General features: G+C 51.6%; 20 protein-coding genes and 2 tRNA genes. 15 read left to right on the forward strand and 7 right to left on the reverse strand.

Going from position 1 to position 26,301, the window contains the following annotated elements; genetic code table 11:
* The first annotated feature begins 7 nt into the window (after window positions 1-7).
* The 7 genes from pcaF to UNDYM_RS09675 all read left to right on the forward strand — a co-directional run bounded on the left by pcaF (window position 8) and on the right by UNDYM_RS09675 (window position 9,449).
* Window positions 8-1,210, forward strand: coding sequence for a 3-oxoadipyl-CoA thiolase (gene pcaF / locus UNDYM_RS09645; protein WP_162040855.1), 1,203 nt, complete (start codon window positions 8-10; stop codon window positions 1,208-1,210).
* A 15-nt stretch (window positions 1,211-1,225) separates the two neighbouring features.
* The gene (locus UNDYM_RS09650; RefSeq protein ID WP_162040856.1) at window positions 1,226-1,825 is read left to right on the forward strand and encodes a phenylacetic acid degradation protein PaaY; all 600 of its coding nucleotides are present in this window, start codon (window positions 1,226-1,228) and stop codon (window positions 1,823-1,825) included.
* Window positions 1,826-1,874: 49 nt separating this feature from the next.
* Window positions 1,875-3,851 (forward strand): phenylacetic acid degradation bifunctional protein PaaZ, encoded by a 1,977-nt coding sequence (paaZ, locus tag UNDYM_RS09655; protein ID WP_370529456.1) that lies wholly within the window; start codon window positions 1,875-1,877, stop codon window positions 3,849-3,851.
* Window positions 3,852-4,167: 316 nt separating this feature from the next.
* Window positions 4,168-6,993: an ATP-binding protein gene (locus UNDYM_RS09660; protein WP_162040857.1), complete on the forward strand. Its 2,826-nt coding sequence runs from the start codon at window positions 4,168-4,170 to the stop codon at window positions 6,991-6,993.
* Window positions 6,994-7,186: 193 nt separating this feature from the next.
* Window positions 7,187-9,064, forward strand: a complete 1,878-nt coding sequence (locus UNDYM_RS09665) for a potassium transporter Kup (protein WP_162040858.1) — start codon at window positions 7,187-7,189, stop codon at window positions 9,062-9,064.
* 57 nt (window positions 9,065-9,121) lie between these two features.
* Window positions 9,122-9,198: transfer RNA gene (locus UNDYM_RS09670), tRNA-Arg, on the forward strand.
* 174 nt (window positions 9,199-9,372) lie between these two features.
* Window positions 9,373-9,449, forward strand: a tRNA-Arg gene (locus UNDYM_RS09675).
* Window positions 9,450-9,563: 114 nt separating this feature from the next.
* On the opposite strand, the gene UNDYM_RS09680 is transcribed toward UNDYM_RS09675, so the two are convergent.
* Window positions 9,564-9,962, reverse strand: a complete 399-nt coding sequence (locus UNDYM_RS09680; protein WP_232063901.1) for a thioredoxin family protein — start codon at window positions 9,960-9,962, stop codon at window positions 9,564-9,566.
* Window positions 9,963-10,085: 123 nt separating this feature from the next.
* Here UNDYM_RS09680 and tsaB point away from each other — a divergent pair, with 123 nt between their 5' ends.
* From tsaB to UNDYM_RS09700, 4 genes are read left to right on the forward strand one after another with little or no spacing between them, the layout of a single operon-like run.
* Window positions 10,086-10,796, forward strand: a complete 711-nt coding sequence (tsaB, locus tag UNDYM_RS09685) for a tRNA (adenosine(37)-N6)-threonylcarbamoyltransferase complex dimerization subunit type 1 TsaB (protein WP_162040860.1) — start codon at window positions 10,086-10,088, stop codon at window positions 10,794-10,796.
* A gap of 11 nt (window positions 10,797-10,807) precedes the next feature.
* Complete coding sequence (rimI, locus tag UNDYM_RS09690) at window positions 10,808-11,272, forward strand: ribosomal protein S18-alanine N-acetyltransferase (protein WP_162040861.1); 465 nt, start codon at window positions 10,808-10,810, stop codon at window positions 11,270-11,272.
* Window positions 11,272-12,195, forward strand: coding sequence for a uracil-DNA glycosylase family protein (locus tag UNDYM_RS09695; RefSeq protein ID WP_162040862.1), 924 nt, complete (start codon window positions 11,272-11,274; stop codon window positions 12,193-12,195). Before rimI ends, UNDYM_RS09695 begins: the two co-directional genes overlap by 1 nt.
* Before the next feature lie 5 nt (window positions 12,196-12,200).
* Window positions 12,201-13,151 (forward strand): DUF1853 family protein, encoded by a 951-nt coding sequence (locus tag UNDYM_RS09700; protein ID WP_232063904.1) that lies wholly within the window; start codon window positions 12,201-12,203, stop codon window positions 13,149-13,151.
* Between the two features lie 53 nt (window positions 13,152-13,204).
* Here the strand turns inward: UNDYM_RS09700 and lplT are convergent, their stop codons facing one another.
* On the reverse strand, window positions 13,205-14,467 hold the full coding sequence (lplT, locus tag UNDYM_RS09705) for a lysophospholipid transporter LplT (protein ID WP_162040864.1): 1,263 nt from the start codon (window positions 14,465-14,467) through the stop codon (window positions 13,205-13,207).
* Window positions 14,468-14,668: 201 nt separating this feature from the next.
* On the opposite strand from lplT, the gene radA reads away from it, so the two are divergent.
* Window positions 14,669-16,054 (forward strand): DNA repair protein RadA, encoded by a 1,386-nt coding sequence (gene radA, locus UNDYM_RS09710; RefSeq protein ID WP_162040865.1) that lies wholly within the window; start codon window positions 14,669-14,671, stop codon window positions 16,052-16,054.
* Here radA and hpnE read toward each other — a convergent pair.
* Window positions 16,051-17,421 carry a hydroxysqualene dehydroxylase HpnE gene (hpnE, locus tag UNDYM_RS09715; RefSeq protein WP_162040866.1) on the reverse strand — a complete coding sequence of 457 codons (1,371 nt, stop codon included), beginning with the start codon at window positions 17,419-17,421 and terminating at the stop codon, window positions 16,051-16,053. The genes radA and hpnE overlap by 4 nt on opposite strands.
* Window positions 17,414-18,247 (reverse strand): presqualene diphosphate synthase HpnD, encoded by an 834-nt coding sequence (gene hpnD / locus UNDYM_RS09720; RefSeq protein ID WP_162040867.1) that lies wholly within the window; start codon window positions 18,245-18,247, stop codon window positions 17,414-17,416. The genes hpnE and hpnD overlap by 8 nt, the downstream gene beginning before the upstream one ends.
* Before the next feature lie 417 nt (window positions 18,248-18,664).
* Here hpnD and UNDYM_RS09725 point away from each other — a divergent pair, with 417 nt between their 5' ends.
* Window positions 18,665-19,513, forward strand: a complete 849-nt coding sequence (locus tag UNDYM_RS09725) for a hypothetical protein (protein ID WP_162040868.1) — start codon at window positions 18,665-18,667, stop codon at window positions 19,511-19,513.
* Between the two features lie 116 nt (window positions 19,514-19,629).
* Here UNDYM_RS09725 and UNDYM_RS09730 read toward each other — a convergent pair whose 3' ends face one another.
* From UNDYM_RS09730 to hpnC, 3 genes are all read right to left on the reverse strand, one after another.
* Window positions 19,630-20,334 carry a M24 family metallopeptidase gene (locus UNDYM_RS09730; RefSeq protein ID WP_197740991.1) on the reverse strand — a complete coding sequence of 235 codons (705 nt, stop codon included), beginning with the start codon at window positions 20,332-20,334 and terminating at the stop codon, window positions 19,630-19,632.
* Between the two features lie 35 nt (window positions 20,335-20,369).
* Window positions 20,370-20,582, reverse strand: coding sequence for a hypothetical protein (locus tag UNDYM_RS09735; protein WP_197740992.1), 213 nt, complete (start codon window positions 20,580-20,582; stop codon window positions 20,370-20,372).
* 274 nt (window positions 20,583-20,856) lie between these two features.
* Entirely contained in the window at window positions 20,857-21,666 is an 810-nt protein-coding gene (gene hpnC / locus UNDYM_RS09740; protein ID WP_162040870.1) for a squalene synthase HpnC, read from the reverse strand.
* A gap of 200 nt (window positions 21,667-21,866) precedes the next feature.
* On the opposite strand from hpnC, the gene UNDYM_RS09745 reads away from it, so the two are divergent.
* Together UNDYM_RS09745 and UNDYM_RS09750 are read left to right on the forward strand one after the other, a co-directional pair.
* A complete protein-coding gene (locus UNDYM_RS09745; protein ID WP_232063906.1) occupies window positions 21,867-23,081 on the forward strand; it encodes an efflux RND transporter periplasmic adaptor subunit in 1,215 nt (404 codons plus the stop codon).
* On the forward strand, window positions 23,078-26,176 hold the full coding sequence (locus tag UNDYM_RS09750; protein ID WP_162040871.1) for an efflux RND transporter permease subunit: 3,099 nt from the start codon (window positions 23,078-23,080) through the stop codon (window positions 26,174-26,176). The genes UNDYM_RS09745 and UNDYM_RS09750 overlap by 4 nt, the downstream gene beginning before the upstream one ends.
* The last annotated feature ends 125 nt before the right edge of the window (window positions 26,177-26,301 follow it).

The raw sequence follows: 26,301 nt of genomic DNA on the forward strand, positions 1-26,301 counted from the left end.
CAAAAATATGGATGCATGGATATGCGACGCTGTCAGGACCCCATTCGCCCGTTACGGCGGAGCTATGGCCAGCATACGTACCGATGATCTGGCTGCCTTGCCCATCAAGGCATTGATAGAGCGTAATGCTGGTGTCGATTGGCAACGGGTCGATGATGTTTATTACGGTTGCGCTAACCAGGCCGGTGAAGACAATCGCAATGTTGGCCGCATGGCCGCACTGCTGGCAGGCTTGCCGGTAGATGTGCCAGCCAATACCATCAACCGTTTATGCGGTTCCAGCCTGGATGCCATAGGCATAGGCGGGCGTGCCATCAAGTCGGGCGAAGCATCGCTGATTATTGCTGGCGGTGTGGAGAGCATGACGCGCGCGCCCTTTGTCATGGCCAAGGCCGACAGCGCTTTTTCACGTGCCGCAAAAATAGAAGATACGACTATAGGCTGGCGTTTTGTAAATGCCTTGATGAAGGCAAAATATGGCATAGATTCCATGCCCGAAACCGCAGAAAACGTTGCCGAACAATTTGGCATCAATCGCGCTGACCAGGATGCCTTTGCCCTGCGCAGCCAGCAACGCTGGGCGGCAGCCCACGCTGCAGGTTTTTTTGCGGGAGAAATTATTCCTGTCAGCATCCCGCAAAAAAAGGGCGACGCCGTTTTGTTCACTACCGATGAACATCCACGTCCAGATACAGATATTGCCATGTTGGCTCGCTTGAAAGGCGTGGTCAAACCAGATGGCACAGTCACTGCTGGCAATGCCTCCGGCGTCAATGACGGTGCTTGCGCTTTATTGCTGGCTTCCGATGCGGCAGTAAAACAGCATGGCCTGACACCACGTGCCCGTATCGTCGGTATGGCGACAGCGGGTCTGGCTCCACGCATCATGGGCTTTGGCCCTTCACCTGCAACACGTAAGCTGCTGGCACAAACCGGGCTGAGCCTGGCGCAGATGGATGTCATAGAACTTAATGAAGCGTTTGCTGCACAAGGACTGGCAGTCACGCGTGATCTTGGCCTGGCTGATGATGCGGCACATGTCAATCCAAATGGCGGCGCGATAGCGATAGGTCATCCGCTGGGTGCATCAGGTGCGCGCCTGGTAACGACAGCACTGAACCAGCTGGAACGCATCAATGGCCGTTATGCCCTGTGCACCATGTGCATAGGCGTAGGGCAGGGTATTGCACTCATCATAGAACGTGTCTGAAGCCAAGGAAGCGGCATGACTATATATGCAATCGACGGCCTGATACCGGTGGTGCATCCCAGCGCCTATGTGCACCCCAGCGCAACACTGATAGGCGACGTGATCGTCGGGCCTGGCTGTTATATAGGCCCGTCTGCCAGTTTGCGTGGTGATTTTGGCCGCATCGTCCTTGAAGAGGGATCAAATGTGCAGGACACCTGCGTCATCCATGGCTTCCCCGATAGCGACACCGTGGTGGAGCAGGACGGGCATATCGGTCATGGCGCTGTGTTGCATGGCTGCCGCATAGGTAAAAACGCCATGGTGGGCATGAACGCCGTGGTCATGGACAAGGCAGTCGTTGGTGAATCGTCGATCGTCGCTGCCATGTCCTTTGTCAAAGCTGGTATGGATGTGCCGCCACGCAGCCTTGTCATGGGTGCACCTGCGCGCATCGCACGTGCCTTGCGCGATGAAGAAATCTCCTGGAAGACCGAAGGCACGGCGCAATATCATGCACTGACACGGCGCTCACTCGCCAGCATGCAGGAAGTGGAAGCGCTGACTGCAGTCGAAGAAAATCGCCCACGCATTGCGCTGGCAGCAGGCTTGCCAACATATAGTACCAAGACCTGATAGCACCACGTCCTGATTCTGAATATCTGATTATTTAAGAGAGTAATCCATGAAAATTTTGCAAAGCTGGGTAGGCGGTGTATGGACTGGCGCAGAGCCGCAACAAGTCTTGCATAGCGCCATTGATGGCAGCGCGATTTACGCCAGTCATGCCGAAGCCCTGGACTTTGGTGCAGCGCTGACTTATGCAAGACAGACTGGCCTGAAAAACTTGCTGGCACTGGATTTCCAGCAGCGTGCAGCTATCTTGCGCACTCTGGCCAAATACCTGACGGAGCACAAGGAAGAGCTATACGTAATTTCATCCCACACCGGTGCCACGCGCAGTGATAGCTGGATAGATATAGAAGGTGGAGCAGGTACCGTATTTGCCTACGCCAGTATAGGCACGAATGAATTCCCTTCTGGGAATGTAGTGCACGAGGGCCCGGCCATATCCTTGGGCAAACAGGGGCATTTTTCTGGAACGCATATCCTGGTGCCGCGCCAGGGCGTGGCAGTGCATATCAATGCCTTTAATTTTCCAGTCTGGGGTTTGCTTGAAAAATTTGCCCCCAGCTTTTTGGCTGGCATGCCATGTATCGTCAAACCGGCGACTGCAACCTCGTATCTGACCGAGGCACTGGTCAGGCAAATTCATGCCAGTGGCTTGCTGCCGGAGGGCAGCCTGCAACTGATCATCGGTTCCACCGGAAACCTGCTTGATCTGCTGGAAGAAACCGATGTCGTCACCTTCACCGGCTCTGCTGCCACGGCAGCACAATTGAAGGTACATCCAAATATCGTGCGCCGTGCTATCCCCTTCAATGCCGAAGCCGATTCACTGAATTGCGCAATACTCGGGCCGGATGTGATGGCTGGTGACGAAGAGCTGGATCTGTACGTCAAAGAAGTGGTACGTGAAATGACGGCCAAGGCCGGGCAAAAATGCACGGCCATACGCAGGGCCATGGTGCCCGCTGCGCAACTGGATGTGGTGGCAGAAAAAATACGCGCAAGGCTGGAAAAAACCATCGTCGGTGACCCACGTCTTGATGGTGTACGCATGGGGCCGCTTGCCAGTCGCGCCCAACAGCATGACGTACTCGCCAGTATTGAGCAACTGGCAGCAGGTAATCAAATCATCTGCGGTGGCACAGTACCTGTGCAAATGCAGGGTGAAGGACTGGAGCAGGGCGCTTTTGTCTCACCGACCCTGATCGTCTGCCGCCGGCCTATGGAGAATTCAGCAGTACACGAGATAGAAGCTTTCGGCCCAGTGACGACCCTGATGACTTATCAGGACATGCAGGAAGCCCTGGTGCTTGCGGCAAAAGGCTGCGGTAGCCTGGTAGCTACACTGGTCACCAAAGACCCGCATATCGCTGCTATGGCGATACCGCATATGGCAGCACGACATGGCCGCCTGATGATCTTGAACGCGGAGTCAGCACCAGAATCAACCGGCCATGGTTCCCCTTTGCCGCAATTGAAGCATGGCGGCCCGGGCCGTGCCGGTGGCGGTGAAGAACTGGGTGGCAGCCGCGCCGTCAAACACTATCTGCAAAGAGCTGCCGTGCAGGGTTCACCCACCATGCTGGCGGCAGTGACGGCAGAACATGTGCGCGGCGCTGCTGTGCTGGAGTCTGATATTCATCCTTTCCGCCGCTATTTTGAAGATTTGCAGATTGGCATGTCCTTACTGACCCACAGGCGCACAGTCAGTGAAGCCGATATCGTGGCCTTTGGTGGTTTGTCCGGCGATTTTTTTTACATGCATTTTGATGAGATCGCTGCCAAAGAAAGCCCTTTCGGCAAGCGTATTGCGCATGGTTATTTTGTTTTGTCTGCTGCTGCCGGTTTATTCGTGTCTCCTGCACCTGGTCCTGTCCTGGCCAACTATGGCCTCGACACCCTGCGCTTCATCAAACCGGTAGGCATAGGCGACACTATCCGTGCACGCCTGACTTGCAAGCGCAAAATAGACAGGCAAAAGAAAGATGCCAAAGGTGTAGGGCAGGGGTGGTGGCCTGGGATGTCGAAGTGACTAATCAGGACAATGAACTTGTGGCGTCCTATGATATTTTGACCCTGGTAGCCAAAAAGTCAGACGCAATAATCGCATAGATATAGAAATTGTTTGAATTTCAATAAATTATCTTTAAGCTAATGAGCAGGCTGGTATTTCAATGAGAAATTCATTAGAAATACCAGCCTGTGTTACTTTTCGGTGTAAGGTTTTGTCAATATTCTTCAAATACACTCTTCAGGCTTTCGGATAGTCTTCAAATTTTTGCCTGATCTGATACTATTTCTTCAATACCCAAGCCATCAAAATCATCCAACCTCCTTAATTTCAACCCATGGACATATTCGTTACCAATGACGAAGTAGAACAGTGGGAACGCGAATTGCCTGGTTTGCGGGGGATGGAATTATTGGCTCTGCAGTTAAAACTTGCCTGGCATTTGCGTCAGCGTGACACTCTCAGGGCTCTTAAGCTGGCACAGGCCACAGAAAATCTCACTGGCGAATTGTTTCCTTCAGATGATAGCGATGCCGACGGCGCTGCACGGCTCATACGCGCCCGCTTGCTGCTGATCCGTGCTGAAGCTGCGTGGTTGTTTGGCGAGTTTGATCAGGCGGCGCAGTTGTCTGTGCAATCTCTGGAGCTGTCAACTGGTAATGGCTCAGACCTGGCTGCGTGCTGTACTGCAGATGCGCATTTTTTGCTTGCTAGTGTTGGTTTGCAAAAAGGTGAGGTACCAGTAGTTGAATCAGAAATTGGCCTGGCTGTTCAGTTTGCCCTTGTGGCTAAAGACAAGATGCGCGAAATCGCCGCTGAATCCCTGCTGGCAAATCAACTGGTGTTGCGCAACTTGCCTCTGGCGCTTGAGCGCTGGGGAGAAAGCCGCAATCCTGAAAGCCAGAGTGACGATCTGTTCTTGCGCAGTTATATCAATGAATTTTTAATGTATACCTACTCCCTCACCAGTGACTTTGGTGCATCCGCAGGGCGTGGCATACAGGTATTTGAATTCGCCAGAAATTATGGGCAAAAGCGCCGCATGATCACTGCTGCCAGCAATATAGGTGATGCCTTTAACAGCATGAGTGATCATCAGTCGGCCTTGCACTGGATACAGGATGGACTTGATCTGGCAAGAGCGGCCGGATGGCCCAACAGCATAGCCAGTTGCCTGGTACAGATGTCAGAGACCCTGCGCAGACTTGGGCGCCTGGATGCTGCTAAGCAGATGCTTGAAAATGCCTTGCCCATACTTGCCAAGGTGGTAGGGGCACGCGCCCATTTACTGGCCTTGCGTTATCTCGGTGATTTGTCACTGGACATGGGTGACTATGCAACTGCGCTGACCAGTTTTCATGAATTGATTTCCTGGGCGGATAAAAAGAATCATCTGGATTTTCGCATAGGCTCACGCCGTGGTTATGCCAATGCCTTATCCATGCAAGGACAGGCCAAGGCGGCATTGGCTGTCGCGCTTGAAGCATTGACGCTGGCGCGCCAGAGTACTGATGGCTACCGGCATATTGAAGTCCTGCGTGTGCTCGCAGCTTTATACACGCGCCACAGTTTGCCTGAACCTGCACAAATGCAAGCTGCCAGCGCCTCCTTGCATTATCTGCGCATGGCACTTGACCTCGCTGACAATATCAGCGGTTTTACCATACCCCCAGATTTGTATGAAGAAATTGCCCATGCCTATGCGGCTGCCGACAATTTTCGCCAGGCCTATGAGTTTGGACAACTGGCACTCATTGCCCGCGAAAAAAGTAACAAACTTGCTTCTGCAAACCGGCTCAATGCCATGCAACTGAGCCAGCAGACTGAGCGCATGAAGGCTGAGAGTGAACATCTGCGCCAGCTGGCAGCAGCAGAAGCGCAACGTGCCAAAGTCTTGCAACAAACCAGCATCGTGCTGGAAAAATTGGGAACCATAGGGCAGGAAATTACTGCCAGCCTGGATGCGGCGGCAGTCTTTGAAGCCTTGAATCGCCACGTGCACGACTTGCTGCATGTGACCGCCTTTGTCATCTACATGATGGATGATGATCAGCAAAGCATGACCTCAGCTTTTGGTGTCGAAAATGGTATGCCGATAGAGCCAGATACCGTTTACATGTCCAGCCCGGTGTCCAACTCAGTGCGCTGCGTCAAAGAGCGCCGTGAAGTTGCCATAGAGCTGGCTGCCGAAGATGAATTGCCAGGTCTGATACCAGGTACGGAAATGGTGCACAGCATGCTGTTTGCGCCGCTGATCATCGGCGACAGGATACTGGGTGCGATGACTATACAATCTTCACGCCAGCATGTGTATGGCGACAGGGAGAAAATGATCTTTCGCTCGCTATGCGCGTATGGTGCTATTGCCCTTGGCAATGCGGATGCCTATATGCGTCTGCAAAAAACCCAGGAGCATTTGCTCGCGCAGGAAAAACTGGCGGCCCTGGGTTCGCTGGTAGCGGGTGTTGCGCATGAACTCAATACGCCCATAGGCAATTGCCTGCTGGTCGCCAGCACCTTGCAGGATGGTAGCCGCTACCTGAGCAGCAAGCTGGCAGGACAAAGCTTGCGACGCTCAGACTTGAATAATTTTTGTGAAGAAGTCAAAACCTCGTCAGAGATATTGATGCGTGGCTTGAGCAGTGCTGCGACCCTGGTCAGCAGCTTCAAACAGGTGGCGGTCGACCGCACTTCTGAACACAGGCGCAGCTTTGATCTGCGCCAGGTCTTGCATGACATTATCGCCACCCTGAATATACGCATTACCCAGACCGGTCACAGCATACAAGTCAATGTGCCGTATAACATCCACATGGACAGCTACCCAGGTTCTTTGGGCCAGGTGATCAGCAACCTGGTGGAAAACTCCATCTTGCATGCCTTCGATAAAAGACAGGCGGGCCATATGGAAATCAATGTGAGTATGGTAGATGGCGAGCGCGTCCTGATCGTCTTTAGCGATGATGGCGAAGGTATACCCGAAGAAAACCAGAAACGGATTTTTGACCCGTTCTTTACCACCAAACTGGGGCAGGGAGGCAGTGGCCTTGGCCTCAACATTTGCTACAACATTACCACTTCGATTTTGCACGGACAACTCAGCGTTAAAAGCAGTCTTGGGGCTGGAACCAGTTTTTATCTCGATTTACCTCTCGTCGTATGAGTTTTATTTAAGTTTTATCAGGATTTGTGAAATAACAATAATTGTAGAAAACAGTATGCACAAAGTCAGGTTTTTAGAAAAAATCGACGCTTGAATTTGATCCTTGTCAAGCATCCTTTTTTTGTTGCACTTACTTGAAAATCTGAACGAATTCACCTATTGTGCAATGCACCAATAATAACAAGGTACACAATTGGCTAATCAACACACAAAAAGCAGCCTTGCAGGCTTGACCCTGGCTGCTGTCGGCATCGTCTATGGCGATATAGGTACTAGTCCTCTTTACACGATGAAAGAGGTATTTTCAAAAGAACATGGTCTACCCCTGAATGAGGCGAATATTTTCGGCGTGGTTTCGCTTATCGTTTGGGGTCTGCTGATCATTGTCGCCATTAAATATGTAACTCTCATACTCAGGGCAGATAACCGTGGTGAAGGCGGTATTATGGCCTTGACTGCTTTGGCTCTGGAGTCAGTGGGTAAATCGTCAAAATGGCATTTTACGTTGCTTGTTTTAGGACTGTTTGGTGCCGCACTGTTTTATGGGGACGGCGTCATTACTCCTGCCATATCAGTGCTTTCTGCAATAGAGGGATTGGAAGTTGCAACCCCCGCTTTCACACCCTATGTGGTACCCATCACTTTGGTTGTCTTGTTGTTGTTGTATTCTGTGCAATACAAGGGCACTGCGGGCATAGGCAAATGGTTCGGCCCCATTATGGTGATCTGGTTCATCGTGCTTGCCGGTATGGGTTTATATAATATTGCCAAGATGCCCGGGATACTGTGGGCCTTAAATCCTGCACATGCATTTCATTTTCTGACGGAATATAAATGGCTGGCTTTCCTGGCTTTGGGTGCAGTCGTGCTGGCATTTACCGGTGCAGAAGCCTTGTACGCAGATATGGGTCATTTTGGCAGCAAGCCCATACGTGCAGCCTGGTTCATGATTGTATTTCCATCCCTGGGTTTGAATTACCTTGGGCAGGGGGCGTTGTTGCTTGGTACTCCTGAAGCCGTCAGCAATCCTTTTTACCAGCAACTGGGTGCATGGAGTGTATATCCGCTGGTGATTTTATCGACGATAGCGACAGTGATCGCGTCGCAGGCAACAATTTCTGGCACCTTCTCTATGACCAAGCAGGCAATTTCCCTGGGTATTATGCCGCGCATGGAGATTGTTCATACATCATCAAAAGAAATCGGCCAGATATATATTCCTGCGGTTAACTGGTTGCAGCTGGCAGTGGTGGTTGCTGCGGTGATTGGTTTTGGTTCGTCTTCCAGTTTGGCGTCGGCCTACGGTATTGCTGTCACTGGTACGATGCTGGTTACGTCGCTCCTGACTTTCTTCGTGATTCGTTATGGTTGGAAATATAACCCCTTCCTTTGTTTCGCAGCGACAGGCTTTTTCCTGTTCATTGACGTAGCACTGTTCTCTGCAAATGCCTTGAAGTTCTTCCATGGTGGCTGGTTCCCTGTTGTCTTGGGTATAGTAATGTTCACCCTGATGATGACATGGAAGCGTGGCCGTGAACTGGTGTTCGATAACCTGAAAAAACATGCGATTCCATTGGAAGACTTCCTTGAATCCCTGTTTGTTTCTCCTCCAGTGCGTGTCGCAGGTACTGCAATCTTCCTGCGTGGCGAGGCCGATGGTGTGCCGCATGCGTTATTGCACAATCTTTCGCATAACAAGATCTTGCATGAACGTGTGGTTTTCCTGACCCTGCATAATCGTGAAATTCCCTGGGTGCCTTTCTCGGAAAGGATCAAGGTCAGTGACCTGGGGAATGCCTGTTATCAGATTGACGTCTATTATGGCTTCAAGAATGAGCCGGATATCCCGGGTGCCCTGGCGCTGTGCGCGCCCTATGGCCTGACTTTCGAGCCTTTGGAAACCTCTTACTTCATTTCACGTCAGACTATCATCTCCAGCCCTGGCAGTGGCATGGCTGCATGGCGTGAGAGTGTATTTGTGGCCATGTCCCGTATTGCCCGTGATGCTGCTGATTTTTATCAGATACCAAGTAACAGGGTGATTGAAGTGGGTTCACAGGTGGAAATCTAAAAACTTGGCACAGGCACTTATCAAACCGAAATGCCTGTGCTATACTCTCGGTCTTTCGCGGCTGTAGCTCAGCTGGATAGAGTACTTGGCTACGAACCAAGGGGTCGTGGGTTCGATTCCTGCCAGCCGCACCAGATTCAAGGGACTAGATGAAAATCTAGTCCCTTTTGTCTTTTTTACGCCCAATTTTGATGCGCAGACTGAGGTTTCTGGCTTGTATTGGACGGGAATATCTTTTAGCTAAGAAAAAATAATCTGGCTTTGGGGGCTTTCCATTTTGCATCAGTCCGGCTATAATCTTGTTTTTCGCGGCTGTAGCTCAGCTGGATAGAGTACTTGGCTACGAACCAAGGGGTCGTGGGTTCGATTCCTGCCAGCCGCACCAGATTCAAGGGACTAGATGAAAATCTAGTCCCTTTTGTCTTTCTGGCGATAGAGTTCAACGGGGTGGTATCTGCAGCGTTGCTGCAGATCATTGATGGTTTCAGGGGCAAGACGCTTAGCTTGCGAGTATCAGTTCCCGTATGTTCCAGCCATCGGGTGCTGCCTGGTTCAGGGCACTGCGTTTGACTTGCGGGTCTGGCGTTTCTTCTGTCATGGAGAGAATCAGGCGCTGCAACTGGGCTGCATCCGGCAGCACAGTGCCAAGGAAGATCACCTGGTCGCGGTACTGTATAAGGATGGTGGGGAAGTTGTCTATATCTATTTCATCCACCAGATGGGCCTGATCTTCGATATCTATCCAGGCAAAGCATTTGTCGGGATGCTTGCTCATCAGTTCGTCAAAAGACGACCTGTAAAAATTGCAGGTATCACACCAGGCGGCGCACAGGCAGGCGATTAACCAGTCTTTATTTGCCAGGTCAGCCTTTATTGCGGAAATATCTTCGGTATTCATGATGGTATTCATCACGTAATTTTAAACCAAGTGATGAACTGAGGCGTAATTAAGGCATGACCAAGGTATAAGCTTTGGCAAACAGCCAGTCTTGAAACAGGTGGAACACGGTAAAATACGCGTATGACCAGAATTTTAGCAATTGAAACCTCCACAGAACTCGCCACCGCAGCCATATTGACTGATGGTGGCATATTTGTCCGCGAACTCAGCGGTGTCCAGACACATTCCCAGGGCATTTTGCCTGCCATACAGGCTTTGCTTGTTGAGGCAGGTGTTCGCTTGCAGGATTGCAATGCCATTGCCTTTGGCTGTGGTCCCGGCGCTTTTACCGGCATACGCACAGCTTGCGGCATCGTGCAGGGTCTGGCCTATGGCGCAGATCTGCCAGTGGTGCCCGTGATGAGCCTGCTGGCCATGGCTGAAGCCGCGCGCGAGCAGGCAACATCAAATGAGTTTGTCTGCATACTCGATGCGCGCATGAATGAAGTGTACTGGGCGCAGTACCGCTTTGATGATGTGGCTGGCTGGACAGAAATAAGTGCACCCGCGCTGACAGGGCTGGATGCTGCATTGGCGGGCATTATATTAGAAACTCCGCAACTGGTACTGGGCAATGGCCTGACTTTGCCTGAGCCTGAGCAGGCGAAATATCAAGTGGTGCTATGTATGCCGCACGCAAAACAAGTCGGCATACTGGGGCAACTGGATTTCGCCGCTGGTCTTAGCCTGCCTGCAGACCAGGCGCAGCCGCTGTACCTGCGCAATAAAATTGCCCTGACTACCGCTGAGCGTGAGCAAGTCAAACTCCAGGCAGCCAATGTGCCAGTGTAATGGAGTTGGCAATGGATTTGAAATTGACTGCACCGCATTATGGCAAGCTGGGGTTTGCTGATGTTGACAGCATACTCAGCATAGAAGAGCGGGTGTATGCCCATCCCTGGACACGTGGCAATTTTACTGATTCCTTTTCCAGTGGCTATGAAGCTTTTGGCTTCAGGAATGCAGAGCTGGATTTGTTTGCCTATTTTGTGGTCATGCCCATACTGGATGAATTACACCTGCTGAATTTCGCGGTAGATTTGCCATACCAGGGCCAGGGTCATGCAAAATTACTGATGGATAAATTATTTGCTTACGTCAAAGAGCATGCCTATGCCTCGATTTTGCTGGAAGTGAGGCGTAGTAATGCGCGTGCTATCAGTGTGTATGAAGGTGCCGGGTTTGCTGCAATAGGTGTGCGTAAAGGCTATTATCCTGCACATGATAATCAGCGTGAAGATGCAATAGTGATGCGGAGGATGTGTTGATGCAGACTTTTGACGCCTATAACAGACAAAGAGCTTTGCAAGAACTAGGCCTGGGGCCTTTGTGGTTATTGCGAAATATTGAATCGCCAGCACCTGAGCCTGCCATGGAGGCTGAGCCTGAAGTCAGACAGCATTCTGCGCCTGTCGTTGCGAAAGCTGCTGAGCCAGTGGTCGCGGATGCAAAACCAGCAGTAGATGCTGCCTGGCCAGAACCAGAAGTTGTGCAGCACAAACACCAGCCTGTAGCCGAGTCTTTAGCTCAGGCTTTTGAAAGCATGCCTGAACCAGATGACTGGATGCCGCAAGACCTGCCTCCTGTTTTGTCTGCAGATAATGAACCTGTGGTCGCCACTTTATCCTGGGATGAATTGCAGCCCATGGTAGAAAGTTGCCGCTTATGCGGTTTATGCCAGGGCAGGAAAAAAGCCGTATTTGGCACCGGTGACAAACAGGCCAAATGGCTGTTTGTCGGTGAAGGGCCTGGTTACAATGAGAATTTGCAGGGATTGCCTTTTGTCGGTGCTGCCGGGCAATTGCTAGACAATATGCTCAAGTCTTTGGGGGTGCCACGCGGCGAGCAAAGTTATATCGCCAATATCGTCAAATGCCGTCCTACAGATGCGCAAGGCAAGGACAGGCCACCGACTGCCGATGAAATTGCCGCCTGCCTGCCTTATCTGCACAGACAGATCGCCATGATCAAACCGCAAATCATTGTGGCGCTGGGCAAGACTGCTGCCGTGTCCCTGTTGGGTATGGATCTTGAAACCCCTGTGGGTCAATTGCGTGGCAAGGTGCATCAATTCAATGGCATACCAGTGGTGGCAACTTATCATCCGGCCTATCTCTTGCGTAAACCTGCGGACAAGGCCAAGGCCTGGGCAGATTTATGTCTCGCTATTAAAGCACTGCCAGCAAATTGAGTCACATGGAGAGCGCACAGGCTGCATTTCACCGGCAATGGCAGCATCTCCACAATCCTCATGTACGGGCACTGACATGGATGCTGACAGCGCCGGGTCTGCTGGATACCCATCATGTTTCCTGGGACGGTAAACTGGCAGGCGCAGTATTTTCTGATGCTCAAGTATTGCCACAATGGCTGACTGAGCTTGATCGTGATCCAGGCCCCTTGCTCGACTTGTTGCAGCGCCATCCTTCGCGCCGGCTTGGCCTGTATGCTGAGAGGCTCTATGAATTCTATTTGACTGCCCACGGCTTGCTGGTTGCGCACGGTTTGCAGGTGCATAACAAGGGCGCGAGTACGATAGGGGAGTTTGATTTTCTGTTGCAGGCCCAGGCTGGCCTGCAGCATCTGGAGCTGGCAACAAAATTTTACTTGTATCATGCCGATGCGGCAGTGGTACCAGATTTATATGATTATCTTGGTCCCAATCTGGCGGACAGCCTGGGCGCCAAGCTGCATAAAATCATGGGGCAACAATTGGGATTATCCCGGCATCCGCTGGCACAGCAGGTCTTGCCAGGCCCAGTGCAAAGTGCGCAGGCGCTGATACTTGGCTGGTTGTTTTACCGCGACGAACAAGCGAACAATCACCTTGTCGCCGGGCTGGCACACAATCACTGCCGTGGAGCGATATGGACGCAAGCAGAAGTGTGGTCGCTGGATTTTGAGCAAGCTTTGTTATTGGACAGATTGGAGTGGCTGGCACCGGCACAGTCGGACAAGAATGCAGTGCAGGAGAAAGAAAGCATACTGAATAGCATGCAAACTTACTTTGCCACTTCCAGTACGCCACTCATGCTCGCCCTGATGCAGGAAAACCATGGCCTGATGCAGGAGTATCGGCGGGGTATGGTGGTGCCGGGTGACTGGTTTGTTCAGGCCGATGCCGTCAAACTGAGGCGCACTGTTTAGTACGCGTTCTGCCATGCGATGTGCACACGATGGTTTGTGCACATTCTCCTGGATCAGTGTTTGTGTTCACCTATCAGCGCCAGCGAATCATGCTCGCGCTGGTTGGCAGCATGTTTGCGCATGACGCCATAGATGGTGCTGGAAACAAACAGGCCAAACAGCACGATAATGACCATGATGTCCATCTTCATGGAGTTGAGCAGCGTATAAAGCGCCAGCATGGTCAGTACAGACAGATTCTCATTGAAGTTTTGCACAGAAATGGAATGCCCTGCACTCATCAATACGTGACCGCGATGCTGTAGCAAGGCGTTCATGGGAACCACAAAGAAACCGGCCAGTGCGCCCACCAGTATCAGTAATGGGTAAGCGATCCAGATGGTATGTACAAAGATCATGGTGATCACCACCAGGCCCATGGCAACGCCAAGAGGCATGACGTTCAGTGATTTTTTCAAAGGCACGAAACGGGCTGCTGCCACCGCACCCAGGGCGACCCCTATGGCCACCACACCTTGCAGGATGGCAGCTCTGTCCAGCGTCATGTGCAGGGATTTTTCTGCCCATTTCAAAACAATGAATTGCAGGGTTGCGGCAGTACCCCATAACAAAGTGGTGACGCCCAGTGTGATTTGACCGAGCCTGTCTTTCCACAGAATAGTCACGCACTCGGCAAATTCAGTCACCAGCTTGGCAGGATTGCGCTGCTGGTGTTTGTAACGCGCGCCGGTATCCGGGATATGCATATTGAATAATGCAGCCATGGCATAGCAGGCAGTCACTACGCACAGTGCTGCCTCGGATGGGGTAGTGATATTAAAGTCGATGAGAGGAAAATCAAAGTTGAGCAACACTGCCGAGACTTTTGAGTTCACCAGCGCACCACCCAATACCGTGCCAAAGATGATGGATGAAACGGTCAGGCCTTCTATCCAGCCATTCGCGGCCACCAGCTTTTCTGGTGGCAATAGTTCGGTGAGGATGCCATATTTGGCGGGAGAGTAGGCGGCAGCGCCAAAGCCGACGACGGCATAGGCGATCAAGGGATGTACGTGAAAAAACATCAGGGCACAGCCACCGACTTTAATCATATTGGTAATGAGCATGACCTTGCCCTTGGGCAGGGAGTCAGCAAAGGCGCCAACGAAGGGAGCCAGCAAAACATAAGACAACACAAAAAACAGCTTCAATAGCGGTGGCATCCAATCGGGTGATTGCATGGATGTCAACAGTGCCATCGCGGCTATCAGTAAGGCATTGTCGGCCAGTGAAGAAAAAAACTGCGCCGCCATGATGGTGTAAAAACCGCTCTTCATGCTTTATTCATGCTCTATATCTACCTGCTACAAAATGTCACTGGCAGCTTTATACCATGAAAATTGTGCGGAATTAGTGAAATAAGGCAAGCTAATTACTGAATACTGGTTAAAATATCAGTGTTTTTCTGGCTGGTATGCATGTCGTTTGCGCTAATTCTGTGCTCTTGCATATCTCTTAAAATTTCCTCTGGTCTGAAGATGGCAAAAGCAAAGACAAATTTTACCTGCACCGAGTGTGGTGGTATTGTTAATAAATGGGCTGGGCAGTGCCCGGCTTGCGGGCAATGGAATACTCTCGTCGAAACTATCGTCGAATCAGTGGGTAACCGTTTTAGCGCAAAACCACAGGGGCTCGCGCAATCTGCGCCGGTACTGAACCTGGCTGAAATTGAGGCGCTTGATGTACCACGCTTTGGTACCGGCATTGATGAATTTGACCGCGTGCTCGGTGGCGGGCTGGTTGCCGGCGGCGTGGTGCTGATAGGTGGTGACCCTGGCATAGGTAAATCCACTTTGCTGTTGCAGGCGCTGGCCAATCTCGCACAGATAAAAAGAGTCTTGTATGTCAGTGGCGAAGAGTCGGGAGCACAAATCGCCCTGCGCGCCAAGCGCCTGTCATTGGATGCCAAAGACTTGCAATTACAGGCTGAGATACAACTGGAAAAAATTCTCAATTCCCTGGCTGAGCATAAGCCGCAAGTCGTGGTCATTGATTCCATCCAGACCATGTATTCAGATGCCCTGAGTTCTGCGCCCGGCTCAGTTGCCCAGGTACGCGAATGTGCCGCCCAGTTGACACGTGTTGCCAAAACCATGGACATCACCATGATACTGGTCGGCCATGTTACTAAAGAAGGTGCACTGGCCGGGCCACGTGTGCTTGAGCATATCGTTGATACGGTCTTGTATTTTGAAGGTGATACCCATTCCAGTTTCCGCCTCGTGCGGGCGATTAAAAACCGTTTTGGTGCAGTCAATGAACTCGGTGTGTTTGCCATGACTGAAAAAGGCTTGAAGGGGGTATCCAATCCTTCTGCCTTGTTCCTGTCGCAGCATGATGCCCAGGTGGCTGGTTCTTGCGTCATGGTCACGCAAGAGGGGACGCGGCCCTTGCTGGTAGAGATACAGGCACTGGTTGACAGTTCGCATGCCCCTAATGCCCGTCGTTTGTCAGTAGGCTTGGAGCAAAACCGTCTGGCCATGTTGCTGGCGGTGTTGCACAGGCATGCAGGTGTGGCGGCTTTTGATCAGGATGTGTTTATCAATGCTGTAGGTGGCGTCAAGATTGCAGAACCAGCCGCCGATCTGGCCGTGTTGCTGGCGATTAACTCTTCGATGCGTAATAAACCCTTGCCGCGTGGACTGGTGGTGTTTGGTGAGGTCGGGCTGGCGGGTGAGATACGCCCAGCGCCACGCGGGCAAGAACGCTTGCGCGAAGCGGCCAAGCTGGGCTTTTCGATTGCGATGATCCCAAAATCAAATGCGCCCAAACAAAAAATCGAAGGCCTGACCATCATAGGTGTGGACAGGATAGAAGAGGCCCTGTCCAGAATCCGTGATGTCGATAGCGAAATCCCGGATTAGTTTTTTGCCGTCTTCAAGTCTTTGGCGATAGCGTGGCTGGCTGCTATGCCACTGCGTACGGCTCCTTCCAGCGTCGCAGGGTAGTCGCCTTTGGTATAGTCGCCTGCCAGATACAGGCCAGTGTAAGCAGTGTGATTGTCTGGCCTGTTCAAACCAGGTGCGCAACTGAAGGTGGCGCGCTTTTCCGAGATGCATTGATGCCAGATGGGCTGCGCCAGTACTGGCATGCCCAGACTCTGCGCCAGTTGTGCGGCGATATCCATCGCCAGTTCATGCCTGTCAATTTCCGTGGCAGCTTGCGAAACACTCACGACCACAGCCAGCAAGCCAGCCTGGTCGGGCTGTAACTGACCTCTGTCAAATACATATTGCCCCCATTTTTTTTGCCCGGTGTCGTCAAGCAGGGCCAGCATGGGACGTGGCAACCTGACGTTTGACCCATATTGCAGATAACAGGTAGTGATAGGCTCGTAACTCATTGTAGCCAAGGGGATAGCCTGGTCTTTGGCTGGCAAGCTGGACATTAGCCTGTCTGCATTGGCAAAATCGCAGGCAAGTATGACTGCGTCATAAAGCGGCAGTTGTGCTTCAGCTTGCTTCAGCTCGATTTGCCATTTGCCATCTTCGTTTTGCAGAAGGCCTGTTGCGGTATGTGCTGGCAAAACTTGCCCGCTGTGCTTGCGTACGTATGCAGCCGCTTTTTCAGGGAAGACGCTGCTCAGATCCAGCCGTGGTATCAGCATGTCAGAAGCGGCACGTTTCGCCCCAAGGCTATCGCGCAGCACATTTAAAAATACCTGGGCTGAGGCGCGCTCTGGCGGGGTATTCAGGGCTGCGATGCAAAGTGGTACCCACATCAAACGACATAGCCGCGGTGTCTGATCAAAACGTTCAAGTAATTCCAGGACGCTGCAATCTTCATTCAGACGCCAGTCCATCCAGCGTGCGGTGGACGAAAACCTTGCCAGCGCCATTTTGTCGGCAAAGCTCAGACCGCTGGATTTAATTAGTGCGAGTAATAAGTGTAGTGGGGCTGGCAAGCGCGGGGCAATGAATGACATGCCGTCTTCCAGCGCCGGATACACCATTTGCAATGGCAAATTCAAGAGTGCTGTTTCGGTATCGACACCAACCAGTCGCATCAGGCGCAGGCTCTGGGTATAGGCGCCCAGCAAAATATGCTGGCCATTATCCAGTTCCTGCCCATGCACAGTGACGCCACGTGCGCGTCCACCCAGATGGCGGCTGGACTCCAGCAAGGTCACCGTTGCTCCTTGTTGCACCAGTTCACAGGCTGCCGCGCAACCAGCCCAGCCAGCACCGATGATGGCGACTGACTTGTTTTTCAGCGCATCTTTTTTAGCCACGGACGTAGGTTTTCCAGGCCAGCCAGAGTTTGCGTATTGGCGTTAACGAGATACGCTGATTCAGTACATGGAAGCCATCGCGTTGTATCTCTACTAGCAGGGCACGGTAGATCGCCGCCATGATCAGGCCGGTTCTTTGCGCCTTGCGATCTTCCGGTGGCAGCAGAGCAAAGGCTTCTTCGTACAGTTTTTGCGCGCGCTCATACTGGAATTGCATCAGGGTTTCAAATTGCGTGCTATGACGGGCATTCAGAATATCGGCTGCTGTGACATTGAATTGCTGTAATTCATTGACGGGCAGGTAAATCCTGCCTTTGCGTGCATCTTCACCCACGTCGCGGATGATATTGGTCATCTGGAAGGCCAGTCCCAGTTTCTCCGCGAACTCACGGGTTTGCGGATTGGTGATGCCGAAAATACTTGCCGACAAAATGCCGACCACGCCAGCGACATGCCAGCAATATTTTTGCAGGGCATTGAAGTCGAGGTAGCGGGTCTGGTTCAAATCCATTTCCATGCCATCGATAATCGCCAGCAGGTGTGCGCCATTCAGCTGATAGTCTGCCATGTGCGGCAGCAAAGCCTTGGTCACCGGATGCGTAGGCTGATTTGCCAGCATGGCCTGCACCTCCTTGCGCCACCAGCCCAGCTTGCTGCGGGCCACCATATCGTCTGTGCTTTCATCCACAACGTCGTCAACTTCGCGGCAAAACGCGTACAGGGCAGTGATTGCCCGCCTTCTGGCCTGAGGCAAAAACAGGAAGCTGTAATAAAAACTGGAGCCACTTTGTGCAGCTTTTTGCTGGCAATATTCGTCTGGAGACATGCTGAATGAGTAAGAAGTGGCGGCGAAAGCCAAAATTAAGGCTAAAAATAAAGCCAAAAAAGTAGCTATGTTAACAAACTGTGGCAAAGCTCACAAATCTCTTGCGCTACATTGTGTGCCCGAGAATGATGATTTCTGCGCAGTTTACAGTAGAAATATGAAATTCTTATTAACAAAGTAAGGTGCTGGTCTGGCTGACGCTGGTTTTGCGCGGGATAGGCAACCCCCTGGGCTTTGTATAAGAAGTGTATTTTGACGCCGGGATAGGCCTGTTTTATCGTAACATATTGTAATGAAAACGAAGAACTGCCTTCTTATCCGGGACTAAACGTATAATAGGCGGCGCGTTGTAGAGCGATAGAGCGCCATGGAAAACCGGCGCGGCATTGAAAATAATTACTCATTCGGACGAATATCTTGAATAAATCGAAATTTGCAGCATTGATCGTTGGCGCAGGCATAGTCCTCGCTGGATGTGGTGGCTTTGTATATACGACAGTTGGCGGTACTGTCACTGGTCTGGGTACTGGTGATGTCCTGGTTTTGCGCAATGAAGCCAATTACACCCAGACGTTGACGGCAGATGGTACTTTCTCATTCAATGTTGCCAGCAATGGTGCTTACTCCATCAGTGTGCTGACCCAGCCAAATTCTGTGAACTGCACGGTTGTCAATGGCACAGGCAAGATGTCCAGTGATTCAGCAGTCAAGAACATCGCAGTCACCTGTGTGCCGAATGTGCCAGTGGGTGGCACGGTTTCTGGCATGGCTGACAATAGCTCCATGGTATTGCTCAATAATGCATTGGCAACGACTACGGTAACGGCCAATGGCAGCTTCCAGTTTGCATCTTATGGTGTCAGCGGGCAGCCGTTTGCTGTGACTGTAGGCATCCCGCCCGCATCGCAATACTGTACAGTCGCCAATGGCACTGGCACGGTCAACAATGCCAATCCTGCAGCTTCGCTGACGGCCCTGGTATCTTGCGTACCTGCCGTGCCAGTTCAATTTACCGTCAATGGTCTGACAGCCGGCACCGTGTTGACCATGGTGAATACTGTAGATGGTTTTGCTGATAAATTCTCTGTCAGTGCGCCAGGTAATTATCAGTTCAACTGGAGCTGGTTGAGTGGCAAGCCATTCAATATCACGGTTGATACCCAGGCTACCGGTCAGACTTGCAAGGTTACTGGTGGTACTGGTTTTGTCGATGCATCCAATCCAGCTGCCTCAAGAAATGCAGTGGTAGATTGCGCCAAGACCTGATAGCACGCGGTTGATATAAACAAAAAGCTGGACAGATTAACGTCTGTCCAGCTTTTTTGTGTTTACCCGCAAGGGCAGGCGGATTAAATGGGTGGCGGGGGGGGCTGCCTTTGCCTTTATATTTCTTCCAGCTTGCCCTGCTCATTGAAATAAAAAATCCCTTCATGCTTGAAGCCCCATTTGCCGCCTTTGAGGCGTATGAAGGGTTCAAAGCTGAAAAAAGCGACGTCTCCCAACTCCTGGTTGTTATCAGAATGGATGTATTGGCGCTGGTCGCGGTCTGTGACTATGCTGTGTCCGACATTGTTGCGGTAATCCAGATTCACAAAGCCATTTTGACGTATGCGTAAATTGGCCCAGTCAAATAATTCGCCAAAGGTGGTTTTCGGTGTCACGGTTTCCAGCATTTGCGCATGCAGATGCTGCTGGAAGCAAAGCCCATTGCGGAACTCCAGCAATTGTGGCGTGTGCGTTACCCTGCCGTTTTCAACGGGGAAGGAGCGAGCGCAATCTCCCCAATACGCATCATGGACCGGGCTCAAATCCACCGTAATCAGATTGGCTGATCCCACGGTTTCTTTGCCGGGTTGGTAATCACTGCCAGAAATGGAGACACAACTACGCGACCCAAGCAGGACCAGGGCTGGGCATTGGTGGTACCAGGTTTCGGAATAGCCCGATTCGCACAGCATGGCATAAGCCTTGTCGGCGATGCTTTGTTCGGTATCTTCAGCCGTGATCATGCCAGCCAGGCGTGCCAGTACCGTCTTGGCAGCGGACTGGATTTCCCTGTGCTTGGCAATTTGCAATGCTGTGGGCATGATATTGAGTTGGCTATCGTACAAAATACGGGTGCTTATCTATGGTGCTTGCTATTGGAGTTACTGTCGGCGTCACTGCTGTCGCTGTCCTTATTGGCATCACTATCTTCTTCGCTGTCGCTGGTGACGGCCCTGACGCCTGCACGTGTGACGTCGACGGCAGTGCCAACGACGGCACTGCCGACTTTAACGGTGGTTGAGACCGCAGCATCGGCAATTGCAATGACGGTACAGCCGTTAAGTGACAATAGTGATAGTAGGAAAACACATCGACATATACAAGTTCGCATTCAGACTCCAGAATCCGGTGCAGACCCGCTTGCTCGTAAAAGAAACGCAAGGGATTACTGCTTGGTGTGATTGACAGTCTGATTTTAAGTTCAATCCCGTGTATCTCCTATTGCTATCAGACAAAAACAATAATGATTTACATGTTGCTACAATTTGTTGACACAGCGGGATGCTGGCAAACGTTTGCTGTGGGTCAGCGATTGAACGGTGCGGATTTGCGCTGGTTTGTCTTCACATGTGTGTAGCCCGCCATGCCAGTCTGATCCAGTCGGTCTTGGTTAATGTGGGCCTGTGCTGAAATACGTTGTAATTTGCTGCTTCGATTTTTTCCAGTATGCGCAGCCCGCCTTGTACCACCAGGCGCAATTCCCATCCCAGCCTGCCGGGCAGGCGCTTTGCCAGACCGCTGCCAGATTCCATCATATTTCTGGTGCGTGCCACCTGAAAACGCATCATATTGCGCCAGTCCTCATTTTGCATGCCACTGGCAATTTGCTGCTCTCCTATGCCAAACCGGCTCAGGTCATCCAGCGGGATATAGATTCTTTGCTTTTGCCAGTCTATGGCGACATCCTGCCAAAAATTGATCAGTTGCAGTGCACTGCAGATCGCATCTGAATCGCGCAAATTTTCAGTGCTGGCCTGTTCATACAGGTGCAACATCAGTGTGCCGACCGGATTGGCAGAGCGGGCACAATAATCCAGTAGCCCGGTAAAGTCTGTATATCTGGTAGTGACGACATCCTGCTTGAATGCCGACAGCAAATCGCGAAAGCTTTGCAAAGGCAGCTTATATTCACGTATCACCTTAGCCAGCGCCTTGAATAGTTGTGATTCACTGCTACTATTTTTCTCTATGTTATCGAGTTCGCGTTCATATTCTGCCAGTTGCGCCAACCTTTGCTCTGGGCTGGCATCTCCCTCATCGGCAATGTCGTCGGCACTGCGGGCGAAAGCATAGATGACCTTGACCGCTGGTCTTAAGCGGGCAGGAAGCAATAGGGAAGCAACGGGGAAGTTTTCGTAATGGTTAACCGACATTTGTTTAGCTAAATTCCATGGAAAGTCTTAATGACCGAAAAGTCATTGGCAAAAACAAGATGCTTAACTATAATTACTAACCGCAAAGTCAGTTACTTGATAGTAGCATGCAGTCAATATTGAATATTAATAAAATCACATTGTCATTTTTGCCCGTTTTGTTCCGGCCCTGAAAGCCAGCATAGTAAAGGAAAACTCCTGTGTTAACACCAGAAACTACCATCCATCCTCAAGCGAGGCAGTTTGCTGGAAGGCGCGCTGCCCAATTCGCCTTCATTCTTGCTTCTGCAACACTATTGCTGGCTTGCTCCAAACCTGCCGAAAAAACCGAAGACATACGTCCGGTCAGAACCATTACCCTGGCGAGCAGTAATATAGATATCAATGCTGAGCTGACTGGTGAAGTGCGTCCGCGCATAGAATCACGCCTGGGTTTTCGCGTGCCGGGCAAAATCGTTGCCCGTAAAGTGGATGCCGGTACGCTGGTCAAGCGCGGCCAGGTATTGATGCAGCTTGACCCTCAGGACCTGGCGCTGGCGCAGGTCCAGGCCAAGGCAGGGCTGACCGCAGCCGAGAGTAACCGTGATCTGGCCAAGGCTGAATTGAAGCGTTATCAGGAGTTGCGCTCCAAGAATTTTGTGGCCGCCGCCGTGCTGGATGGCAAAGAAGTCGCTTACAAATCGGCGCAATCAACTTATGAACAGGCTCTGGCAGCTTATAAAAACCAGTCCAACCAGTCTTCCTATACCAGCCTGGTAGCTGATGTTGATGGAGTGGTGACAGGCATTGATGCCGAGGTGGGGCAGGTGGTTGCCGCTGGCACGCCAGTGGTGCGCGTAGCCCAATTGGGGGCCATGGACGTTATCGTTGGTGTACCTGAAGACAAGGTCAATTCCATCCGCCAACTGACGGATGTCAATGTACGTTTGTGGGCCAACCCTGGCCAGACCATACCTGGTAAATTGCGTGAATTGTCACCTATGGCTGATCCTGTCACCCGCACTTACACTGCCAAAGTCAGCCTTGCTGGTGATAACAAGGATGTACAACTGGGCATGACGGCTTATGTCAGCTTCAATGCGAAAAATCCGAATAGTGCAATCAAAGTGCCTTTGACTGCCTTGTTTCAGGAAAAAAATGTTTCTTCAGTCTGGGTGGTCGAATCTGGCGTAGTCAGGCTGGTGCCGGTTCAAGTAGCTGGTTCTTCTGGCGAAGAAGCTTTGCTGGCTGGTGGTGTCAAGCCAGGTCAGGTAGTGGTGACGGCGGGTGCCAACCTGCTCAAGAATGGCCAGAAAGTAACCATACTCGGTGTGGAAACTGCCCCCGCCCCGGCCAAGTCTGTGGCCGCTGCCAGTGATGCTGCGTCCGTAGCTCCTGCAGCGCAGGCAGCACCAGCAGCAGGAGCTGCCAAATGAGTGATTCCTCACGTGGTTTCAATTTATCCAGGTGGGCGCTGGAGCATATCCCGCTGACGCGCTACCTGATGGTTGTGCTTTTGCTGGGAGGCATACTCAGCTATGGCAAACTCGGGCAGGATGAAGATCCGCCATTTACTTTCCGTGCGATGGTGGTGCGGGCTATCTGGCCAGGTGCCACCGCTTTGCAAATGGCAGACCAGGTGACTGACAAGCTGGAAAAAAAGCTGCAAGAAACGCCTTATATAGACAAGATACGCAGCTACTCCAAACCAGGTGAGACTTTAATCATCCTGCAATTGCGTGAATCGACGCCGCCCAAGGAAACGCCGCAGGCCTGGTACCAGGTGCGCAAGAAGATCAGTGATATACGCGGGACTTTGCCCCCGGGTGTCATAGGTCCTTTCTTCAATGATGAATTCGGCGATACCTATGGCTCCATCTTTGCCTTGTCCGGCGATGGTTTCAAGTATGAAGAAGTCAAGGAATATGCCGATTTTGTGCGTCAGCAATTCTTGCGCATCCCTTCTGTCTCCAAAGTAGAGTTGTTTGGTGTGCAGGACGAGAAAATCAACATTGAATTCTCGCAAAAGAAATTCTCGCAACTGGGCGTGCCTTTTGATTCCATCGTGGGGCAAATCAATTCTCAGAATGGTGTGGAAGCTACGGGGGTTCTGACCACCTCGACAGATAACCTGCAAGTGCGCGTTTCTGGCGCGCTGATGACGGTTAAAGAGCTGGAAAACCTGCAATTGCGCGCCAATGGCACGACTTTCCGCCTGGGTGATTTTGCTACCGTCAAACGTGAGTATAAAAACCCGCCGCAAGACAAGATGCGCTTTAATGGAAAAGAAGTTGTCGGCCTCGGTATTTCCATGGAAAAGGGCGGCAATATCATAGAGCTGGGCAAACACCTGCAAGTTGATGTTGCTGAAATCAAGGCAAAACTGCCAGTAGGCATTACCCTGGAGCAGGTGACCAATCAGCCGGATGCGGTGAAGTCTTCTGTCGGTGAATTTATCCGCACATTGATAGAGGCGGTCGTCATTGTTCTTGCAGTCAGTTTCCTGGCCTTGGGTTTGCATACTAAACCTTTCCGCCTCGATATCTGGCCTGGTTTGGTGGTTGGTTTGACGATACCGTTGGTATTGGCAATTACCTTCCTGTTCATGCGCATCTTTGATATCGATTTGCACAAGATATCGCTGGGTGCCCTGATCATTGCCCTGGGTTTGCTGGTCGATGATGCGATTATCGCGGTTGAAATGATGGTTCGTAAGATGGAAGAAGGTTTCTCGCGCTTTGATGCGGCAACCTTTGCCTACACATCAACGGCGATGCCCATGCTGACTGGTACTCTGATCACGGCTGCGGGCTTCTTGCCTATCGGCCTGGCAAAATCTGCAGCGGGTGAGTATACCTTCTCGATGTTCTCGGTAAATGCCCTGGCTTTGCTGATTTCCTGGCTGGCGGCGGTTATTTTTACGCCTTATCTGGGTTATTTGTTGCTGAAGGTGAAACCACATGGCGGCTCTGGTGGCAGTGAGCATGAGATTTTTGATACACCTTTTTATACCCGTTTCCGTGCCTTGGTGAACTGGTGCGTTAATTGGCGCAAGACTACCATCATCATTACGCTGGGTGTGTTTGGTCTGGGCGTGTATGGATTCAAATTCATTGAGCAACAGTTCTTCCCCGATTCAAGCCGTCCTGAATTGATGGTGGAGTTGTGGCTGCCCGAAGGTTCATCCTTCCAGGCCACGGAAGCACAGGCCAAGAAGTTTGAAGCCTTCATGCAAAAACAGCAGGGCGTGGAAAGTGTGACCAGCTATGTCGGTACGGGTAGCCCACGTTTCTATCTGCCGCTGGATCAGATTTTCCCGCAGACCAACGTGTCGCAGATTGTGGTATTGCCCAAAGACCTGAAGGCGAGGGCAGCTTTGCGCCTGAAGATCATTGAAGCATTCAAGAATGATTTTCCTGAGGTGCGTGGTCGTGTGAAACTTTTGCCAAATGGTCCGCCGGTTCCTTATCCTGTGCAGTTCCGTGTCACCGGTCTGGAAGTGACCAAAGTCAGGGAAATTGCTGATCGCGTCAAAGAGGTCATGCGTGCCAACCCGAATACCGTTGGTGTGAATGACAACTGGAATGAATCAGTCAAGGTAGTGCGTATTGACCTCGACCAGGATAAGTTGCGTGCATTGGGCATTACTTCGCAAGCCGTGATGCGTGCTGCCAACACCATCCTGACGGGTACGACTGTTGGTCAGTTCCGTGATGGCAACAAGCTGATTGATATTGTCGTGCGTCAACCAGTCGATGAGCGTTCTACCATAGAAGCATTGGGTAATGCCAATGTGCCAACTGGCAGTGGCAAATTTGTGCCTTTGTCCCAGGTCGCCCGTATCAATCTGGTATGGGAGCCGGGTGTGGTCTGGCGTGAAGGTCGCGAATGGGCAGTAACGGTGCAGTCTGACGTGGTTGATGGCATACAGGGGCCAACTGTGTCCAGCCAGATTTCGCCCAAGCTTGACCAGATCAGGGCCAGTCTCTTGCCAGGTTACAAGATAGAACTGGCAGGTGCAGCTGCTGACAGTGGCAAGGCGCAGGAGTCAATTGCTGCCAACGTGCCATTTGTGATTTTCATCATCTTCACCTTGTTGATGTTGCAATTACATAGTTTCTCGCGCTCTGTGCTGGTGTTCCTGACTGGGCCTTTGGGTGTGGCGGGGGCAGCGATGGCCTTGCTGATATTGCAGCGTCCATTTGGCTTCGTTGCTCAGCTCGGTGTCATTGCCCTGTTTGGTATGATCATCCGTAACTCTGTCATTCTGATTGACCAGATTGAGCATGACATAGGTGAGGGCGTGCCACCATGGGAGGCGATTGTTGAGTCTGCGGTGCGCCGTTTCAGGCCTATTATCCTGACGGCAGCAGCAGCGGTGCTGGCGATGATACCTTTGTCACGTTCCGTGTTCTGGGGCCCAATGGCGGTTGCCATCATGGGTGGTTTGGTTATCGCAACAGCATTGACCTTGTTATTCTTGCCAGCCTTGTATGCTGCCTGGTTCAGGGTCAAGAAAACCAGCCTCTAGGCGCATGTTCTAGGTATGTGTCTGATGTCGTTCCCGCCTGCCATAGTGTAGGTGGGAACGAAAAATGGCTTAAATCCGCCAATCTTGCCTGCATCAAGGGCTTAAAGCACCTGCATTGAGCTTGT

This window comes from Undibacterium sp. YM2 (assembly GCF_009937975.1).
In the GTDB taxonomy this organism is placed as follows: Bacteria; Pseudomonadota; Gammaproteobacteria; order Burkholderiales; family Burkholderiaceae_D; genus Undibacterium.

What these genes read in the sequence shown, in the direction of transcription:
- pcaF (WP_162040855.1), top strand. Translation starts at nt 8, where the DNA reads ATGGATGCATGGATATGCGACGCTGTCAGGACCCCATTCGCCCGTTAC.
- UNDYM_RS09650 (WP_162040856.1), top strand. Translation starts at nt 1,226, where the DNA reads ATGACTATATATGCAATCGACGGCCTGATACCGGTGGTGCATCCCAGC.
- paaZ (WP_370529456.1), top strand. Translation starts at nt 1,875, where the DNA reads ATGAAAATTTTGCAAAGCTGGGTAGGCGGTGTATGGACTGGCGCAGAG.
- UNDYM_RS09660 (WP_162040857.1), top strand. Translation starts at nt 4,168, where the DNA reads ATGGACATATTCGTTACCAATGACGAAGTAGAACAGTGGGAACGCGAA.
- UNDYM_RS09680 (WP_232063901.1), bottom strand. Translation starts at nt 9,962, where the DNA reads ATGAATACCGAAGATATTTCCGCAATAAAGGCTGACCTGGCAAATAAA.
- tsaB (WP_162040860.1), top strand. Translation starts at nt 10,086, where the DNA reads ATGACCAGAATTTTAGCAATTGAAACCTCCACAGAACTCGCCACCGCA.
- rimI (WP_162040861.1), top strand. Translation starts at nt 10,808, where the DNA reads ATGGATTTGAAATTGACTGCACCGCATTATGGCAAGCTGGGGTTTGCT.
- UNDYM_RS09695 (WP_162040862.1), top strand. Translation starts at nt 11,272, where the DNA reads ATGCAGACTTTTGACGCCTATAACAGACAAAGAGCTTTGCAAGAACTA.
- UNDYM_RS09700 (WP_232063904.1), top strand. Translation starts at nt 12,201, where the DNA reads ATGGAGAGCGCACAGGCTGCATTTCACCGGCAATGGCAGCATCTCCAC.
- lplT (WP_162040864.1), bottom strand. Translation starts at nt 14,467, where the DNA reads ATGAAGAGCGGTTTTTACACCATCATGGCGGCGCAGTTTTTTTCTTCA.
- radA (WP_162040865.1), top strand. Translation starts at nt 14,669, where the DNA reads ATGGCAAAAGCAAAGACAAATTTTACCTGCACCGAGTGTGGTGGTATT.
- hpnD (WP_162040867.1), bottom strand. Translation starts at nt 18,247, where the DNA reads ATGTCTCCAGACGAATATTGCCAGCAAAAAGCTGCACAAAGTGGCTCC.
- UNDYM_RS09730 (WP_197740991.1), bottom strand. Translation starts at nt 20,334, where the DNA reads ATGCCCACAGCATTGCAAATTGCCAAGCACAGGGAAATCCAGTCCGCT.
- hpnC (WP_162040870.1), bottom strand. Translation starts at nt 21,666, where the DNA reads ATGTCGGTTAACCATTACGAAAACTTCCCCGTTGCTTCCCTATTGCTT.
- UNDYM_RS09750 (WP_162040871.1), top strand. Translation starts at nt 23,078, where the DNA reads ATGAGTGATTCCTCACGTGGTTTCAATTTATCCAGGTGGGCGCTGGAG.